Source organism: Citrobacter portucalensis (assembly GCF_023374935.1).
GTDB classification, from domain to species: domain Bacteria; phylum Pseudomonadota; class Gammaproteobacteria; order Enterobacterales; family Enterobacteriaceae; genus Citrobacter; species Citrobacter portucalensis.
Genome location: NZ_CP092466.1, coordinates 4,135,068 through 4,152,327, shown reverse-complemented (window position 1 = coordinate 4,152,327; position 17,260 = coordinate 4,135,068). Strand labels below are relative to the sequence as shown.

The following is a 17,260-nucleotide window of genomic DNA, read 5'->3' as shown; positions in this document are numbered from 1 at the left end:
TGCACATAAAGTAATCGCCTTTGAAGCCGATAATCATTGGGTACCCAATGTGAGTTCAATGGATGAAATACTATGATTAAAAATGTGCGTGTTATTACCGGCATTCTTCTGGTTCTCGCCATTTTCTGTTTGCTACAGGTCGTGACAGGAAGCTTTTTTTATTCTGCGGTAAACAATGATCGCCATAATTTCCAGAACTCAGGCACCCTGAATGCCCAACAGGAAAATCTGAGTGACAGCGTCAATACGCTGATTAAAACCCGAGTAACGGTAACCCGCGTAGCAATTCGTTTCTTAAAGAATCAACGCGATCCGGCCTCACTGGCGGCCATTGATACTTTGCTAAAAACGGCGAGTGAGTCGATGAAGAAGGCTGAGGGATACTTCGCGCATTATCAGTCATTGCCGCAGGTGTCGGGGCAGAATCCGCAAATTGCATCTGAAATGGAAAAACAGTATCGGCAGATGCACGACGTGATGGCGTTATCGATAGAGTATCTGCGCGCGAATAACTATCAGGCCTATGGTGATCTTGATGCTCAGAAGGCTCAGGATGAAATGGAAGCCAGCTATGACCAGTGGCGTAACGAAAACAACGCGTTGCTCCAGCACGCGGCGGCGGAAAATCAGCACAGCTTTACCCGCATGCAATGGACGTTAGGGGCAATTGTCATCGCTGTGCTCATCGTTCTGGGCATGATCTGGAGTGGGTTGCAGCATATGCTGCTAAAACCCCTGGCGCAGATCATGGAGCATATCCGTATTATCACCCGTGGTGATCTGACCCATCAACTCGACGTCCAGGGACGTAATGAAATGGGACGTTTGGCGACGGGCTTAGATGAAATGCGACAGTCGCTGATTTCGACAGTCACGTCGGTGCGTAACAGCTCAGAAACGATTCATAGCGGCGCAACGGAAATCTCATCAGGTAACAACGATCTTTCTTCGCGTACTGAGCAGCAGGCTGCTTCACTTGAAGAGACAGCCGCCAGCATGGAACAGCTTACCGCGACCGTGAAGCAAAATACGGACAATGCGAAACAGGCGACTCAACTGGCTAAGAATGCGTCTGATACTGCCGCACGTGGTGGACGGGTTGTTGATACTGTCGTGCACACGATGAGTGAAATTGCCGGTAGTTCACAGCAAATTGCGCAGATCACCAGCGTCATCGACAGTATTGCTTTCCAGACCAATATCCTGGCGCTCAACGCGGCGGTCGAGGCTGCCAGAGCAGGAGAGCAGGGACGCGGATTTGCTGTTGTGGCGGGTGAAGTCCGTACCCTGGCAAGCCGTAGCGCTCAGGCAGCCAAAGAGATCAAAGCGTTGATTGATAACTCAACCCACAGCGTGGGGATGGGATCTCAGCAGGTGTCGGACGCGGGTAAAACGATGAAAGAGATTGTCGCAGCGGTCACCCGCGTGACGGACATCATGGGGGAAATCGCCTCAGCCTCGGAGGAACAGAGTCGGGGGATTGAGCAGGTGAGTCTCGCGGTCTCGCAGATGGACAGTGTCACACAACAAAACGCCGCGCTGGTAGAGGAGTCTGCCGCTGCAGCCGCTTCGTTGGAACAACAAGCTGAACAGTTACGCCTGGCCGTGGCGGCATTTCGCATCACTCGCGATGCCTCCAACGGTGAGCATCGAAAACCACCTAAGGATACTCCACGAGCGACCTCTGCGGGGAGTTCGCCACAAGATCCGCACTGGGAAACGTTTTAGCCACAGGCTGCCGTGCGCTCCTGGTTTTGATTAATAAGCGTACAAAAAACGACGCAAACGGGTTCTCCTGTGAACTATCAGAGGAACCCGCTCTCTTTACTGGTATACTTCATCAACTGAATTGTTTGTATGCTGTCGCAAGTTTTGTGGTTAGAGCGGATCGCCGTCTGTCAGTCGGTGTATCAACGTAAGCGCTTTCTTTCGATCTGCATGATGTGTCAACTGATAAAAATCAGTGAGTTATAGGGTTTATGAAACATACTGTTGAAGTGATGATCCCGGAAGCGGAGATCAAAGCGCGTATTGCTGAACTGGGGCGCCAGATTAACGAACGTTACAAGGACAGCGGCAGCGATATGGTGCTGGTTGGTCTGTTACGTGGCTCATTTATGTTTATGGCGGATCTGTGCCGTGAAGTGCATGTCTCTCACGAAGTCGATTTCATGACGGCATCCAGCTACGGTAGCGGAATGTCTACCACGCGTGATGTTAAAATCCTGAAAGACCTGGATGAAGACATTCGTGGCAAGGACGTGCTGATTGTCGAAGACATCATCGACTCCGGCAATACGCTGTCCAAAGTGCGTGAAATTCTGAGCCTGCGCGAGCCGAAATCCCTGGCTATTTGTACGCTGCTGGACAAACCTTCTCGTCGTGAAGTGAATGTTCCGGTCGAGTTTATCGGCTTCTCAATTCCTGATGAGTTTGTGGTCGGTTACGGCATTGACTATGCCCAGCGTTATCGCCATCTGCCGTATGTTGGCAAAGTAGTGCTGCTGGACGAGTAATTGGCTGGAGCGCCTGATGGCGCGGGTTTGTAGGCCGGGTAAGGCGTCGCCGCCTCCCGGCAATGTCACATTATTTATGGTTGCTGTGTTTCTGACTCAGGTTAGACAACCCCTGGCGATAGCGCTGTTCCAGCGTTTCGCGGCTGGTGGCGGTGACGTCGAGATCGCGCAGCAGGCCATCATGAATACCGTAAGCCCAGCCGTGAATGGTCACTTTCTGACCGCGCTTCCAGGCTGAACGCATAATGGTTGAGTGGCCCAGGTTATAGACCTGTTCCATGACATTCAGTTCGCACAGGGTGTCCATACGACGTTCCTGCGGCATTTCGCCCAACAGTGAGCTGTGTTTGAACCAGATATCGCGGATGTGCAGTAACCAGTTATCAATCAGCCCCTGTTCTTTATTTTCAATCGCCGCCTGGACGCCGCCGCATCCATAGTGGCCGCATATAATAATATGTTCCACTTCCAGCACATCCACCGCATACTGAACCACTGAGAGACAGTTCAGGTCGGTGTGAATAACCAGATTGGCAACATTGCGGTGAACAAATAATTCGCCCGGTTCAAGACCGGTTAATCGTTCAGCGGGAACGCGGCTATCGGAACATCCAATCCATAGAAAACGCGGATTCTGGGCATGCGTCAGCGTTTCAAAAAATCCGGGATCTTCTTCTACCAGCATCTTTGACCATAGTGCATTGTTGCTGATGAGTGTATCTATGTCTTTCATGGAGTAGCACGACCCGAAGCCAGATAAATTCGATGGGCTAATATAGGGTAACTCCATCATTATTTAAACTATATATAAAATGTCAGAACGTAAGGTAAGTATAAAAACATGACCATTGCTCTGGAACTTCAACAACTTAAAAAAACTTACCCCGGTGGCGTTCAGGCGTTACGCGGGATAGATTTGCAAGTCGAAGCGGGTGATTTTTATGCGCTTTTGGGACCGAATGGCGCAGGAAAATCCACCACCATTGGAATAATCAGCTCGCTGGTGAATAAAACCTCCGGGCGGGTGAGTGTCTTCGGATACGATCTTGAAAAAGATACGGTTAACGCGAAACGCCAGCTTGGCCTGGTACCGCAGGAGTTTAACTTTAACCCGTTTGAAACCGTGCAGCAGATCGTGGTCAACCAGGCGGGTTACTACGGTGTTGAGCATAAAGAAGCGGTCAAACGCAGCGAACTATATTTAAAGCAGCTCGATTTATGGGAAAAACGTAACGAGCGCGCGCGCATGCTGTCTGGTGGGATGAAACGTCGTCTGATGATTGCCCGTGCGCTGATGCACGAGCCGAAATTACTCATTCTGGATGAACCAACGGCGGGCGTCGACATTGAGCTGCGTCGTTCAATGTGGGGCTTTTTAAAGGATTTAAACGACAAAGGCACCACCATTATTCTGACCACTCACTATCTCGAAGAGGCGGAAATGCTGTGTCGTAATATCGGCATTATTCAGCACGGCGAGCTGGTGGAAAACACCTCGATGAAGAGTCTGCTCTCCAAGCTGAAATCTGAGACCTTTATCCTCGATCTGGCACCAAAAAGTCCGCTGCCGAAACTGGAAGGTTATCAGTACCGACTGGTCGACACTTCCACGCTGGAAGTGGAGGTTCTGCGTGAACAAGGGGTCAACAGCGTCTTCTCTCAGCTGAGCGCGCAGGGCATTCAGGTATTGAGTATGCGTAACAAAGCCAACCGACTGGAAGAACTGTTTGTTTCTCTGGTGCATGAAAAACAAGGAGATCGCGCATGATGCAGCTTTACTGGGTTGCGCTGAAAAGCATCTGGGCGAAAGAGATCCACCGCTTTATGCGTATCTGGGTCCAGACTTTGGTGCCTCCCGTCATCACCATGACGCTCTATTTTATTATCTTTGGTAACCTGATCGGCTCGCGTATCGGCGAAATGCATGGCTTTAGCTACATGCAGTTTATTGTGCCGGGGCTGATTATGATGGCAGTGATCACCAACTCGTACGCCAACGTGGCCTCGTCGTTCTTTAGCGCCAAGTTTCAGCGCAATATTGAAGAGCTGCTGGTCGCCCCGGTGCCGACGCACGTGATTATTGCCGGTTTCGTCGGCGGCGGCGTGGCGCGTGGCCTGTGCGTAGGCATTCTGGTCACGGCTATTTCACTGTTCTTCGTGCCGTTCCAGGTGCATTCCTGGGTCTTTGTGGCGCTCACGCTGGTGTTAACGGCGGTACTGTTCTCGCTGGCCGGTTTGCTGAACGCAGTCTTTGCTAAAACCTTTGACGATATCAGCCTGATCCCAACTTTCGTGCTGACGCCGCTGACCTATCTGGGTGGCGTGTTCTATTCGTTAACGCTGCTGCCGCCGTTCTGGCAGGGACTTTCGCATCTGAACCCAATTGTCTACATGATTAGCGGCTTCCGCTACGGCTTCCTGGGTATTCATGATGTTCCGCTGGTCACCACGTTTGGCGTGCTGGTGGTGTTCATTGCGGCGTTTTACTTGCTGTGCTGGTACCTGATTCAGCGCGGACGCGGCCTACGTAGCTAATTCTTTCTTCCTCTCCTGACTCGGGAGAGGAAGACTTTTGATGCTTATCACCATTACCGATTTATCACCCTGATAAACTACTTGCCTGCTAAGGAGGTAGGCAATGTTAGGTTGGGTAATTACCTGTCATGACGATAAGGCACAGGATATGCTGCATCGTCTGGAGAAAAAGTACGGTCCGTTGGAGCAATGTCAGGCGGTAAGTTTCTGGCGTGGGCTCAGCTCGAATATGTTAAGCCGCATGATGTGCCATGCCCTGCATGCCACAGACTCTGGTGAAGGGGTAGTATTTCTGACGGATATGGCCGGGGCTGCGCCATACCGTGTAGCCTCGTTAATGAGTCATAAACATCCCCAGTGTGAAGTGATTTCAGGTATCAGCTATCCATTGCTTGAACGAATGCTTTCGTCGCGGGAATTACTGAGCAGTTCTGCGTTTCGCGATTGCATCGTCGCGCTTGGCGGCCCCGAAGTCTCCAGCCTCTGGCATCAACAACAAAAAAATCCCCCCTTCGTGTTGAAGCATGATTTGTATGAGTATTAATCATTGGTATTGATGATGCTTTTGCTACAATAGCCGAGGTTTCTCGCCTCGGTTATCTCATATGGTTATGCGCGTTCTGTTTGTTCTGTTGCTCCTTTTCTCTGGTGGCGTAGGTGCGGCCTTGCCCGCTCGCTATATGCAAACCACGGAGGATGCGGTGATCTGGGCGCATATTGGCAATAAGACGGAGACTGTCGGTAATTTACGCGCCGGACAGATTATTGCCGTTGAACCGGATGCAAAGGATTACTACACCTTCAACTTCGGTTTTGGCAAAGGCTACATCGACAAAGGGCACCTGGAACCTGTGCAGGGGCGTCAGCGTGTGGAAGACGGCCTGGGTGACTTAAATAAACCGTTAAGCAATCAGAACCTGGTCACCTGGAAAGATACCCCGGTCTATAACGCACCGGACGTTGGCAGCGCACCGTTTGGTACGCTGGCAGAGAATCTACGTTATCCGGTGCTCAGTCGGTTGAAAGACAGACTGAATCAGACCTGGTATCAGATTCGCATCGGCGAGCGGCTGGCCTATATCAGCGCACTGGATGCCCAGCAGGATAACGGTATCCCGATTCTGACTTACCATCATATTCTGCGCGATGAAGAGAACACGCGTTTTCGTCATACCTCAACCACCACCTCAGTGCGCGCGTTCAGTAACCAGATGACCTGGCTGCGCGATATGGGCTATACCACGCTGACGATGTATCAGTTGGAAGACTACCTCAATAATCGCGCGAACCTTCCGGCGCGTTCGGTCGTTATTACGTTTGATGATGGTCTGAAGTCCGTTAGCCGCTATGCGCATCCCGTCCTCAAGCAATATGGCTTTAAGGCGACGGCGTTTATCATTAGCTCACGTATCAAGCGTCACCCGCAAAAGTGGGATCCGAAATCGCTGCAGTTTATGAGTATTTCCGAGCTGGAAGGGATTAAAGATGTATTCGATTTCCAGTCGCACACCCATTTCTTGCATCGGGTGGATGGCCAGCGACGACCTATTTTACTCAGCCGTAACTATCACAATATTCTGTTTGATTTTGAACACTCCCGTCGGGCGCTCGGGCAGTTTAATCCGCATGTGCTCTATCTTTCCTATCCGTTTGGCGGCTATAACGCGACGGCGGTGAAAGCGGCGCATGACGCTGGTTTTCATTTGGCGGTAACGACGGCGAAAGGGAAGGTAAAGCCTGGCGATAACCCGATGTTGCTAAAGCGGCTGTATATCCTGCGGACGGATTCGCTGGAAACAATGTCGCGGCTGATAGTCAATCAGCCGCAGGGGTAAGGGCTGTCAGGCGACCTGTACCGGAATGGCTTTTGCAGTGCGTTTCATTTCGTTGTCGCCTTCGAAATAGGCTACTTTCGGACGCCATGTACGGGCTTCTTCGTCAGACATGGTGACGAAGCTGGCGATAATTACAATATCGCCAACATCAGCGCAATGCGCCGCTGCACCGTTCACCGAGATGATTCTGGAGCCGCGTTCAGCCGCAATGGCATAGGTTGAGAAACGTTTACCATTGGTCACGTTCCAGATATCAATAGCTTCGTTTTCCAGAATACCTGAGGCATCAAGGAAATCCTGGTCGATGGCGCAGGAGCCTTCGTAGTGCAGGTCCGCCTGCGTGACTTTTACGCGGTGGAGCTTGCCTTGCAGCATGGTGCGAATCATAACGTCTATACCCTGTCGTTTACCTTGGCTAAGCAGGCGTGACTGGCCTGCTTTGAGAAATCTTCAGGCAGTATTGCCCGATTTTTAACCCCTGTCTACTGGGCTAATGTAACGCTTTGATTATCGATCAGACGCGCCTGACCCAGCCAGGCGGCAGCAAGAATTACGGCGCGTTTACTGGTTTCAGTCAACTCCAGCAGCGTGTCGGCATCGCGGATCTGAATATCGTCGGCGCGAAAGCCTTTTTCATTCAGCTCTTGTTCCGCAATGGCAATAATTTCTTGCAGCTCACGATTACCCGCAATCAGCTTTTCAGCGATACCGTTCATCACGTTGTGCAGGCCCGGCGCGATTTTACGCTGTTCTGCCGTCAGATAACCGTTACGTGAGCTGAGGGCCAGACCGTCTTTGGCACGAATAATCGGTACGCCAACGATTTCAATGTCATAACCCATGTCCGCTACCATTTTGCGGATCAGCGCCAGTTGCTGGAAATCTTTTTCACCAAAGCAGGCGATATCGGGTTGGATCAGGTTAAACAACTTGCTGACGATGGTGGCAACGCCACGGAAGTGACCTGGACGACTGGCACCTTCCAGCATGGTAGAGAGGCCGGGAACATCAACGAAAGTCTGACCTTCCAGACCCTGCGGGTAGATTTCCTCAACGGCTGGTGCAAAGACATAATCAACTTTGCGTTTGTTCAGCTTTTCGCAATCTTCCTGCAGCGTACGCGGATAACGCACCAGATCGTCGGGGCGGTCGAACTGCATCGGGTTAACGAAAATGCTCACTACCACCACATCAGCCCGGGCTTTTGCTTCATCGACCAGTTTCATATGGCCGTCGTGCAGGTTGCCCATGGTGGGAACCAGTGCTACGCGTTTGCCTTCCTGACGCAGACGACGAATATGCTGGCGCAGCAGCGGCAGGGTTTCAATGATTAACACGACAAGACTCCTTGAGTTGCCTGAGGTACCGTAGGCCGGATAAGACGCGTAGCGTCGTCATCCGGCACGGTCAGAAAATTAGTGGAAGCTGTGCTCTTCACCCGGATAAACGCCGGACTCCACTTCAGCCATATACTGCCGCACTGCGGCGCGCATGTCGCCTGCTTCATTGAGGAAATTCTTCGCAAATTTCGGGATATGGCCGCCGGTAATGCCAAAGGCATCATGCATGACGAGGATTTGTCCGTCGGTGACGTTACCCGCGCCAATGCCGATTACCGGAATCGACAGCGCTTCAGTGACGCGCTTCGCCAGCTCAACCGGTACGCACTCCAGCACCAGCAGTTGAGCGCCCGCTGCTTCTAAGGCCAGCGCGTCGTCCAGCAGTACCTGTCCGGCATCGCCGCGGCCCTGAATCTTATAGCCGCCGAAGATGTTCACCGACTGGGGCGTTAATCCCAGATGACCGCAAACCGGCACCGCGCGTTCGGTGAGCATTTTCACCGTATCCGTAAGCCATGCGCCGCCTTCGATTTTGACCATATTAGCGCCCGCGCGCATGACCACCGCAGCGTTTTCAAACGCCTGCTCTGGAGTGGCATAAGCCATAAACGGTAGGTCGGAGAGCAACAGGCAGTTCGGCGCGCCGCGGCGTACCGCGCGGGTGTGGTAGGCAATGTCTTCCACGGTGACCGGCAGGGTGGAGTCGTGCCCCTGTACCGTCATGCCCAGCGAATCGCCGACCAGCATCACGTTGATGCCCTCATCGGCGAACAGTTTGGCGAAGCTGTAATCGTACGCGGTAATGGTGGCGAAGCGCTTTTTCTCTTGTTTGCATTTCTGCAGCACAGCGATAGTAGTGGGTTTGCTCATAACCTCTCCGGCCATAATATTGATGAATAGAATGGCCGCATTGTAGGGGAATGAAGCGGAAAAGCGTTAGCCCTTTGTGGGAATTCCCGACGGTGTCCCGCCGGGAGAGGAGGGGGCGATTTTAGGGGTATGTGATCGAAAAGATACCCGTGGCGTAGAATTTACCGGAAAGGATCTTCTGGTTGCTGTCGCGCTTCATAGTGGCCTGAAACTTCAGGCTCTGGTTGGTGGTAACAATGTTACCACCGTTTCCGCTAACCCCGCCTGTTGATGTATCCGTTTCGCTCTCGTAATCCTGATACACAGAGGTATCATCGTTAGGGATCAGGATCATGTCGTTACCCACATCGTTGGCCAGCCCTTTGATTTGCAGGCCCACACCTTCGGCTTTATTTGTCACTAGCGTGTTACCCAATAATGATGTATCGGTGCCCGTGACCGAACTAATCAGCTTTACCGCGATATTTCGTACACGCGCGCAGCCCGACAGTTCAATATTGAATGGTACGGGATTGGCGCCGTTGATAATGCTGTTTGGGCTATAGGAACCCATCGAAACCGTTGAGCCATTGACGCTGTTTCCGCTCAATACGGCGGCTGAGCAGGTAGGCAGCGAAATTTTAAAGTTGTTGGTCGAAATAGTATAGGTAACATGATAAGAAATAATGCCCGCCCCCGGATTCGGGTTGTAGATGCGGTATGAATACCCACCGTTGTTTAACAGCGAAATCGTTTCTGTGCCTTTAGGGTCAAATGTGCCGTCGTTATAAAAGGTGATTGTTGCCCCGCCGGTAAAACCGCCAATGGGCTTATACCCCATCCCGGTTGTCTCGGTTGCGCAGCCGCTACCTCCCGATTTATCATATTTTATGAGTGATACGGGGGTTGAATAATCCCCAACCCATAGTGGGTTTGGGGTAAAGCCTATATTCCAGGAACCTATATTGGCAATACTGTAGGTGAAATAGAGTCCCTGAATATTTGTTTTCAGTAATTTATGCCCGCCATAGGTTAAACCTGAATCCTGAAAATTATTTTCTAGCACAAGTGCTTCACCCGTCGCACCATCCTCAGTGGTACAAAAAACCGTACCGTTGTTTGAGCCATCGTTGGATGAGTTGGTTACCCATGTGGATACGTTGCTCGGCTGCAACGTGCTGGATTTGTAGAAAACAAACGTTTGGTTTCCGGTGAGGGATACCGTGGTGTTTGTAATGCCCTCTCCGGTTGGACCCAGGCGATCATTCGGTCCTGTGTGGGCATCGTTTCCGACAATATAGGTGTCAGGGCCATGGGCCAGAGCCTGTGGTATAAGACCCACCATTGAGGACAGTGCCAGAATACATACACCATTAATCCATTTTTTTGACGCACTGGAGAAAATATTCATCTGCTATCTCTTATTATTCATAATAGACGGAAACCAGTACGCTAGCCTTCACCGCGCCCCCGGTAACGGAACGAGAAGCTACCACCTTCTGCATACGGGCATAAAACGTATAGTTGGCATTGGTATAATCCGCCGGCGTAACGTTATAAATACTGCGCGGTGTACCATCGGTATTCAGTACGTTAAAGATGTTTTGTGGATCGTGAGTAGAAAAAATAACCACGCCGACGTTATCTGGCCCAGTGATATCTTCATTGGCAAATATTTGCCCGGAGTAGGGGGAAAAGCTTCCTGATAGCGGGGCAAACTGGAAGGTAATTTGCGTCGGCGTTTTACCTCCAACGGACGCACAGTCATTCACCTGAATATAGAAACTCTTACCCCCGGCCAGATAATCCTCCGGCGTTTCGTTATTGGCAAAATACTCCTGACTCACCGTACCCAGGTCGACCGCGCCATTATTATCGAGGCTGATCTGGCAGCTTGGGTTAATAATATTGGCCTTTATTTCCATGTTAGTATCGGCAGCACTGAGCAACGGTACAGTCAGCAACACGGGCGCAATGAAGGCGAATAAACGCTTGATGATCATGTTATTGATACTCCACCGTGAAAACGGTTTGGGTTGAAAACGCGCCAGGCTGGAGGTCGACAATGCTTTTCCCTGTTTCGAAGACGATACGCGTACTGAGCGGCCAGGAAACGGTTTGCTTATTGGTCGCTCCGCTGACATCTACGCTTGACGTTGGTTTGGTGTTGCAGTTGAGCTGGGTGCTGCCAGCGCCCGCTGGCGTGGTCGTGGTCCAGACTTCAGCCGCTACGCCGCTGGCGGCATCGGTGCCGCTGAGGCTGTTTTTAAAGCCCGCGCCGTTGCCAGCCGCGCCACCGCAGCCAGTTTGCCCGCTGAGTGTGACCAGCGCCTGCGATTTTATTAACCCTTCACAGTCACTGAACACCAGCGAAAAGTGTTGTACGTTGGTTTTTTTGACTATTTCAGGTACGTAGACGTCACCAATATCAATGACCGAGGCCTGATGGCTGTTGTTATCGTACAGCTTCATGGTGCAGGTACTGGGGGTGATCGTGGTTTTTACGGTCAGTTCCATTGTGCCTGCGACAAGGCGTCCACTCAGCGTGAGCAGCAGCGCCAGGCACAGGGAAAAAATACGCGGCATTGTGAACGTCCTTTTTATTTGTAGGTAAAGGAGAAGGTGGCATTAGCCTGAAAAGTCCCGGCGACGGGAGTGGTGCTTGTCAGGCGACGAAATTGCACCGAGAGGTCCATGCCATTCGTTATCTGGTTGCTACTCCAGGTGACGTTCTGGGTGCCGTCAAGCTTAATGCGCTGCCCATCTGTGCCGCCTTTGGGTATAAAAGCCATAGAGACGTTTTCGGCGTAGCCGCTGATGCTGCTGTCATTATCAATAAAATAACTGTTGCCTGCGTTGGTATTGCCGCTGATGCTCATGATGATGCTAGTGATTTCGTTATTACACTCTGTGGGCAACAACGTGAAGCTTCCTTCTGCTTTTGATGTCTGGTTGACGATATCAAGGACCGTCATCTCAGGAACGGTAAGAATATAGCCATCATTAGAAGTGCCGCTTGCCGCTGCGCTTCCCAGCGATCTCACTGTCATGGCACAGGTCGTTTCTTCCACGGTGGCATCAAAATTGACTGTCAGATCTTGCGCGTAGCTCGCTGTCCCATAAAGGGCCAGGGCAGTGACGAAAATTAGGTTATATAATGGCGCTTTCATCATCTCTCCCCGGGATTATTCCATTTTGCAAACCGCAGCATTCACGATCTGCGGCTGTCCTTTATCCGCAGGAGTTTGCGGAAGTTGATAATGCGCGCGACAGCTTTGCGGCTGATTTTTCACCGCCCAGCGGACAATAATGTCACCCTCATCCTCCACGCCGCGAACAAACGCCTGCCCACCCTGACCAATTGCGCCAAGGGATATCCCTTTGGTGTCAAATACGCTGGCAGCGAAAGGTAGCGGCTGTCCGTCGCTGCGGGTAAGATTGAAGACGGCAGAGCGTCGCTGGTCGGTCTCAAAGGTACTGAAGATCACCGCTCCCTGACGTGGAACGACGGTGGTACTGGTGCTCTTCATCTCGATGTCGTTGTCCAGATCGCTGATATCCAGTGCGACTGTGTTTTCCCGGTAGGGCGTCAGCGAACTGAAGACACCGTAACCAAAACGGTCGACGGTACTGCTACCGTAACCGATGCGCGCGCCTTCTGCGCCAGGCGCATTCACCACCAGTAACGTATCGTTTTCACTGAAGCTGTCGCTGGAGAACGTTACGCCACCGCGATGTAAGACGAAACCGCCGTCGGTACTCAGAGAGTACTGGCGTGATTGGTCGTTGCTGGCGGAAGCCGAACCGGAATAGGTTCCCCATGGCGAGTCATAAGAAGCGTATGTGCCAATGGTGGAAAGATTTTGATCGCCGTTCACCCGGTTGTAGCTGCTGTTTACGCTGTAGTTCCAGCGATTATCTTTGCTATTCCCGTTAACGTTCATGCTGTACTGATCGTTGCCTTTCAGATCGCTGTTGACCGAACTGCTCAGAGAATTGAAGCCGCCGCTGCCCGATTCGCGACCAAAGAGTCGATCGAGAGGAACGTTTAGCGTCAGATAGATGGCGTCATCCTGTTCTCCATCATCATTGTAGGTGCGCTGTACGCCGATGCTGTAGCTTGCCCAACTGAAGTTGCTGCTGTAACCAAATGAAAAACTGCTCTGGCTGTTATTGGTGACCCAGTAGCGGCTCCAGGTCCCGGTGAGGTAGAAGGAACCATAGTCTTTTTTACCATCGCGTAAAGACTGGTTCATACTCAAATTCACCTGATCTTTCAGGCGGCTATAGCTATTTATATTCTCATATTCATTGTGGCTGACGTGTTTTGCGCTATCGATAAGTTCCATCGCGTCAGTCAGGCTGAGGTAGTTTTCTGTGGTGTAGCGATAGGCCGCAATATTCAACGACGTATTGGTTGGCGCGAAGAATTTATTCCACGAGATGCGGTAACTCTGACCGGTATAGGTCTTTGAGTTAGGGATCTTGGTTTGTGAATGGGTGATATCAAATGAAAATGCCCCAAGCACGGTATTCATACCCAGACCCAACAAGCCGGCATAGTAATTGTTGTCGGTAATCTGGAAACCGGTATATCCGGTAAAGGTGTTGTTGAGGCCGTAGTAAAACGTCCCCTGGGCCAGGTTAGGCGCTTCTGCCAGTTCGTCTTGCTGAATTTCGCCCACGCTGAAATCCCAACTGCCTACCCCTGGGTGCATCATCTGAACCAATGAGGAATAGGGCTGGGTAAAGGTATGTTTAGAGCCATCGGCCTCTTCAATGGTGACAATGAGATCTGCGCCATAGCCACCGGGAGTGAAGTCAGTCAGCTCAAACGGGCCGGGCGGTACGGTTGTTTCGTAAACCTTATACCCGTTTTGCGTGATGGTTACTTTGGCGTTGCTTTTGGCGATACCACGCACGCTGGGGGAATATGATGCTAAGACCGGCGGCAGCATTAAGGTTTCGCTATATAAGCGAATGCCGCGCAGGCTGACAGAGTCAAACGTATTTCCAGATGTTCCCTGTTCGCCCACAGCAAACTGCGAACGCAGCGCCGGAATATCATGCTGGATATAGCTGTGTTGCAGATCGAATGAGCCGCCTTCATCGCGACGCCAGGAGTAGTTTCCTTGGGAACGCAGATGCCAACCCGCGAGGTTTATCCCTGCGTTCAGGCCAGTGTAGAGGCTATCATCGGAGTCATCGGAATATTCATTATGCCAGGCGTTAGCGTTATAGGAGAGCATGGCGGCATTGACGCCGTCCTCCCAAAAGGAAGGATCGATATAGTTGCTATAGGACTTCTCTTCCCACGCTTGGGGGACGCTAATATTCAGCAACTGATCGTTGGCGTTGTACTCTACTGAGGACAGAGGGATCAGCTTTGGCAGATCGAGGCAATTCTCAATATCGTCGCTGCGTTTTTGTAAAATGCCCTCATTTCCATGGTACTCGGGTTGGCTGATATGCAGGCGCAGCAGCATGGAGGGCGTAATACAGGCTTTAGCGCTTTTATTGTCGCCGAGATCAATAAACGTCAGCTTCATGTTGCCGACCGTTTTATTGTTCACGCTGACTCCGACATCGTAGATGCCCGGAAGCACGGCGTTACCGTTAGAGTAACGATCTAAGTCGATACCCCCTGCGGAGCTCCCCATCAAAAATGTGCGATCAAACTCCAGGTTTTCTTCAGCCCAGGCGAGATGACTAGAGGCAAATATGCAGCATATAATTGCCCGGGTAAGCCGCTTTAATTGACGTTTTTTTGATATGGGTGACATAAAATTTCCACATTAGAGCGCGAACGGCAATGAAAAATTACAGGGAGACCTGCCCGCTGATATCACCACCAAAATCGCTGATTGCGTGGTAATTCAACTTGGCTGATGACGGTGGTGAAGCCAGGCCCTTAATGGTGAAATCGGCGCTGCTTTTAGGGGCAACCATCGTGGCATTCACCTCATACTTTTTGCCCGCGCTTTCCACCGTGACGGCGCTAAAGGAGACAAAATAAGGGGTCGGGTTCGTTACCTGCACGATGGCGCCAGTGGCGGCTTTTTGGGCGTGCCAGGTTAATTTTTCAGGCGCTGTTGTGGATGTGCCTTCCAGCCCGTCAGGGCGATAGAAAAGTTTTATGCGCGTGCGAAAAGCCAACTGCAGCAGGTTCTTACCCTTTGCATCCGCTTCGCTCGGTTTAGGGGGAATTTCCAGCGCGTTAAACCAGAAAACGCTTTCTCTGTCTTTTGGCAGTGGAATGCTACCCGTATAGGTAAATTTCACCGTCTGACCGCGTTTAGCTTCAATACGGGAAACGGGGGGGGTGACAGTAAAAGGCACCTTGATGGTGCTGGGATCTTCGTTATCTTTGCCGTTATCCAACCAGCTTTGTACCAGTAACGGGCGTTGTCCTTTGTTTTCCATTCGAATGGAGGTGTCTTTTTGCTCTTCTTTATAAATAATTCGGGTCCCGGACAGGACAATATCGGCAGTAGCCTGTGAACAATAAGCAATGCTCAGTGTACAGAGCAAACAGTGGCTAAGATGACGCATCCTGGTCATACTCTTCTTTCCTTAAGTGTTGATAAAAGGAAATAACCGCAGTTATTTCCTTGGGTTAGGCTAAAACTACTAAGTACAGTGCTTAATTAGTTGTAAGCAATGGTGTAGGCTGCGTTGGTTTTAACAAAACCTGCTGCTACCGGAGCGACGACTGGAGTCGCTGCAGGGTCAGTCTGAGCTACGTATGAAGCAACAAATGACCACTGCGCCTTCTTGTTGGTGTCAAAGTTCTGTGAATGGAGGTCTTTACCATCAACAGTGACCATGGAATAAACGCCTGAGGTCGGATTTACTTCGTGAATCGCAATATTGACGCCGGTTGCCGCATTAGTAATGCTGGGGTCGTTGTTCAGGGTGCCCTGACCGTTGCTGTGGAACGGAGAGGTCATAGTCAGGTCTGCTTTAGTCTGAGTGATGAAGCCTGCTTTGCTGCAATCAACGCTGATAGTAAACGCTTTTGGTTTAGCGCCAACAGTGGCTGCTTTCACCATACCAGCGGTGTTAACTTCATCCACGGAGGCCGTTTCTAACTGAATTTGTGCATCTTGCGCACCGTTGTTGACGCTCATCACGCAGGTGTTATCACTGACCAGTCCAGCGAAGTCGATCTGGCCGCCATCCAGCGCAAACGCTGAGGAGGAAATCGTTGCCGCAGAAAATGCCAGTGAGATAACAAGTAATTTTTTGTTCACAATTAAACGTCCTTTTAATAAAAAATACTACTAGTCTGGAAAATGAATATTTCCGCTACGTAATATTAATTCATCTTGTTTTATCCAGTAAAATAACCAGCTCAAATGGTTTGCTTCTATTTATTTTCTGTGTTTATGTTCATTGTTCTGGTGAATGAAACATGGCTTACGTTAATTGCGTTTGTTGTAGTAAAGGAAATGGTTTCCCATTTCCTTTTTAATAACTAAAAAACTGACTTAGTTATAGGCGATGGTATAGGCCGCGTTGGTTTTAACAAAACCGGCAGCTACTGGAACCACCACCGGTGTGGCTGCCGGATTGGTTTGAGCTACGTATGAAGCAACAAATGACCACTGCGCTTTCTTATTGGTATCAAAGTTCTGGGAATGAACGTCTTTACCATCGACGGTAACCATAGAATAAGCACCGCTGGTAGGATTCTGTTCGTGAATTGCCACGTTAACGCCGGACGCTGCGTTGGTAATGGTGGTGTCGTTATTCAGAGTCCCCTGACCGTTACTACGAAACTGTGAGGTCATAGTCAGGTCTGCTTTAGTCTGAGTGGTGAAGCCTGCTTTGCTGCAATCAACGCTGATAGTAAACGCTTTTGGTTTAGCGCCAACAGTGGCTGCTTTCACCACACCAGCAGTGTTAACTTCATCCACGGAGGCCGTTTCTAACTGAATTTGTGCATCTTGCGCACCGTTGTTGACGCTCATTACGCAGGTGTTATCACTGACCAGCCCGGCAAAATCGATCTGACCACCATCCAGCGCAAACGCTGAAGATGAAAGCGTAGCGGTAGATAACGCGATAACGAGTAGCGTTTTGTTCATTTTGAAATGTCCTTATTAAACTTAATAATATTAAAAAATAACCGATGAATAAATTATTGCGGGGCAATTAAATCAAATATCAGCACCTGATGTAA

General features: G+C 50.7%; 18 protein-coding genes. 6 read left to right on the top strand and 12 right to left on the bottom strand.

What is annotated here, in order from left to right; translation table 11 throughout:
• Window positions 1–72 precede the first annotated feature (72 nt).
• Both tcp and hpt read left to right on the top strand, forming a co-directional pair.
• Window positions 73–1,728 (top strand): methyl-accepting chemotaxis citrate transducer, encoded by a 1,656-nt coding sequence (gene tcp, locus LY264_RS20210; RefSeq protein ID WP_071692318.1) that lies wholly within the window; start codon window positions 73–75, stop codon window positions 1,726–1,728.
• 251 nt (window positions 1,729–1,979) lie between these two features.
• On the top strand, window positions 1,980–2,516 hold the full coding sequence (gene hpt / locus LY264_RS20205; protein ID WP_003018658.1) for a hypoxanthine phosphoribosyltransferase: 537 nt from the start codon (window positions 1,980–1,982) through the stop codon (window positions 2,514–2,516).
• Window positions 2,517–2,586: 70 nt separating this feature from the next.
• On the opposite strand, the gene can is transcribed toward hpt, so the two are convergent.
• Window positions 2,587–3,249 carry a carbonate dehydratase gene (gene can / locus LY264_RS20200; RefSeq protein ID WP_003018654.1) on the bottom strand — a complete coding sequence of 221 codons (663 nt, stop codon included), beginning with the start codon at window positions 3,247–3,249 and terminating at the stop codon, window positions 2,587–2,589.
• Window positions 3,250–3,357: 108 nt separating this feature from the next.
• Here can and LY264_RS20195 point away from each other — a divergent pair, with 108 nt between their 5' ends.
• The 4 genes from LY264_RS20195 to LY264_RS20180 all read left to right on the top strand — a co-directional run bounded on the left by LY264_RS20195 (window position 3,358) and on the right by LY264_RS20180 (window position 6,886).
• Complete coding sequence (locus tag LY264_RS20195; RefSeq protein ID WP_003829469.1) at window positions 3,358–4,284, top strand: ABC transporter ATP-binding protein; 927 nt, start codon at window positions 3,358–3,360, stop codon at window positions 4,282–4,284.
• Window positions 4,281–5,051 (top strand): ABC transporter permease, encoded by a 771-nt coding sequence (locus LY264_RS20190; protein ID WP_003829467.1) that lies wholly within the window; start codon window positions 4,281–4,283, stop codon window positions 5,049–5,051. Before LY264_RS20195 ends, LY264_RS20190 begins: the two co-directional genes overlap by 4 nt.
• A gap of 103 nt (window positions 5,052–5,154) precedes the next feature.
• Window positions 5,155–5,595 carry a PTS sugar transporter subunit IIA gene (locus LY264_RS20185; protein WP_048214923.1) on the top strand — a complete coding sequence of 147 codons (441 nt, stop codon included), beginning with the start codon at window positions 5,155–5,157 and terminating at the stop codon, window positions 5,593–5,595.
• 61 nt (window positions 5,596–5,656) lie between these two features.
• Window positions 5,657–6,886 carry a polysaccharide deacetylase family protein gene (locus LY264_RS20180; RefSeq protein ID WP_048227078.1) on the top strand — a complete coding sequence of 410 codons (1,230 nt, stop codon included), beginning with the start codon at window positions 5,657–5,659 and terminating at the stop codon, window positions 6,884–6,886.
• A gap of 6 nt (window positions 6,887–6,892) precedes the next feature.
• On the opposite strand, the gene panD is transcribed toward LY264_RS20180, so the two are convergent.
• The 11 genes from panD to LY264_RS20125 form a co-directional block, all read right to left on the bottom strand.
• A complete protein-coding gene (panD, locus tag LY264_RS20175; protein WP_003018640.1) occupies window positions 6,893–7,273 on the bottom strand; it encodes an aspartate 1-decarboxylase in 381 nt (126 codons plus the stop codon).
• A 95-nt stretch (window positions 7,274–7,368) separates the two neighbouring features.
• Complete coding sequence (gene panC / locus LY264_RS20170; protein ID WP_048214914.1) at window positions 7,369–8,223, bottom strand: pantoate--beta-alanine ligase; 855 nt, start codon at window positions 8,221–8,223, stop codon at window positions 7,369–7,371.
• Window positions 8,224–8,301: 78 nt separating this feature from the next.
• Window positions 8,302–9,096 carry a 3-methyl-2-oxobutanoate hydroxymethyltransferase gene (gene panB / locus LY264_RS20165; RefSeq protein ID WP_008786234.1) on the bottom strand — a complete coding sequence of 265 codons (795 nt, stop codon included), beginning with the start codon at window positions 9,094–9,096 and terminating at the stop codon, window positions 8,302–8,304.
• A 121-nt stretch (window positions 9,097–9,217) separates the two neighbouring features.
• Window positions 9,218–10,486 carry a fimbrial protein gene (locus LY264_RS20160; protein ID WP_053069294.1) on the bottom strand — a complete coding sequence of 423 codons (1,269 nt, stop codon included), beginning with the start codon at window positions 10,484–10,486 and terminating at the stop codon, window positions 9,218–9,220.
• A gap of 13 nt (window positions 10,487–10,499) precedes the next feature.
• Complete coding sequence (locus LY264_RS20155; protein ID WP_048227077.1) at window positions 10,500–11,078, bottom strand: fimbrial-like protein; 579 nt, start codon at window positions 11,076–11,078, stop codon at window positions 10,500–10,502.
• A 1-nt stretch (window position 11,079) separates the two neighbouring features.
• Window positions 11,080–11,661, bottom strand: coding sequence for a fimbrial protein (locus LY264_RS20150; RefSeq protein WP_053069293.1), 582 nt, complete (start codon window positions 11,659–11,661; stop codon window positions 11,080–11,082).
• Window positions 11,662–11,675: 14 nt separating this feature from the next.
• Window positions 11,676–12,248, bottom strand: coding sequence for a fimbrial protein (locus LY264_RS20145; RefSeq protein WP_048227076.1), 573 nt, complete (start codon window positions 12,246–12,248; stop codon window positions 11,676–11,678).
• A 12-nt stretch (window positions 12,249–12,260) separates the two neighbouring features.
• Complete coding sequence (locus LY264_RS20140) at window positions 12,261–14,858, bottom strand: outer membrane usher protein (RefSeq protein WP_071692319.1); 2,598 nt, start codon at window positions 14,856–14,858, stop codon at window positions 12,261–12,263.
• Between the two features lie 37 nt (window positions 14,859–14,895).
• Complete coding sequence (locus LY264_RS20135; RefSeq protein WP_240498918.1) at window positions 14,896–15,627, bottom strand: fimbrial chaperone; 732 nt, start codon at window positions 15,625–15,627, stop codon at window positions 14,896–14,898.
• Between the two features lie 95 nt (window positions 15,628–15,722).
• Complete coding sequence (locus LY264_RS20130; RefSeq protein ID WP_048227074.1) at window positions 15,723–16,328, bottom strand: fimbrial protein; 606 nt, start codon at window positions 16,326–16,328, stop codon at window positions 15,723–15,725.
• A gap of 237 nt (window positions 16,329–16,565) precedes the next feature.
• Window positions 16,566–17,165, bottom strand: coding sequence for a fimbrial protein (locus LY264_RS20125; protein ID WP_048227073.1), 600 nt, complete (start codon window positions 17,163–17,165; stop codon window positions 16,566–16,568).
• Between the last annotated feature and the right edge of the window lie 95 nt (window positions 17,166–17,260).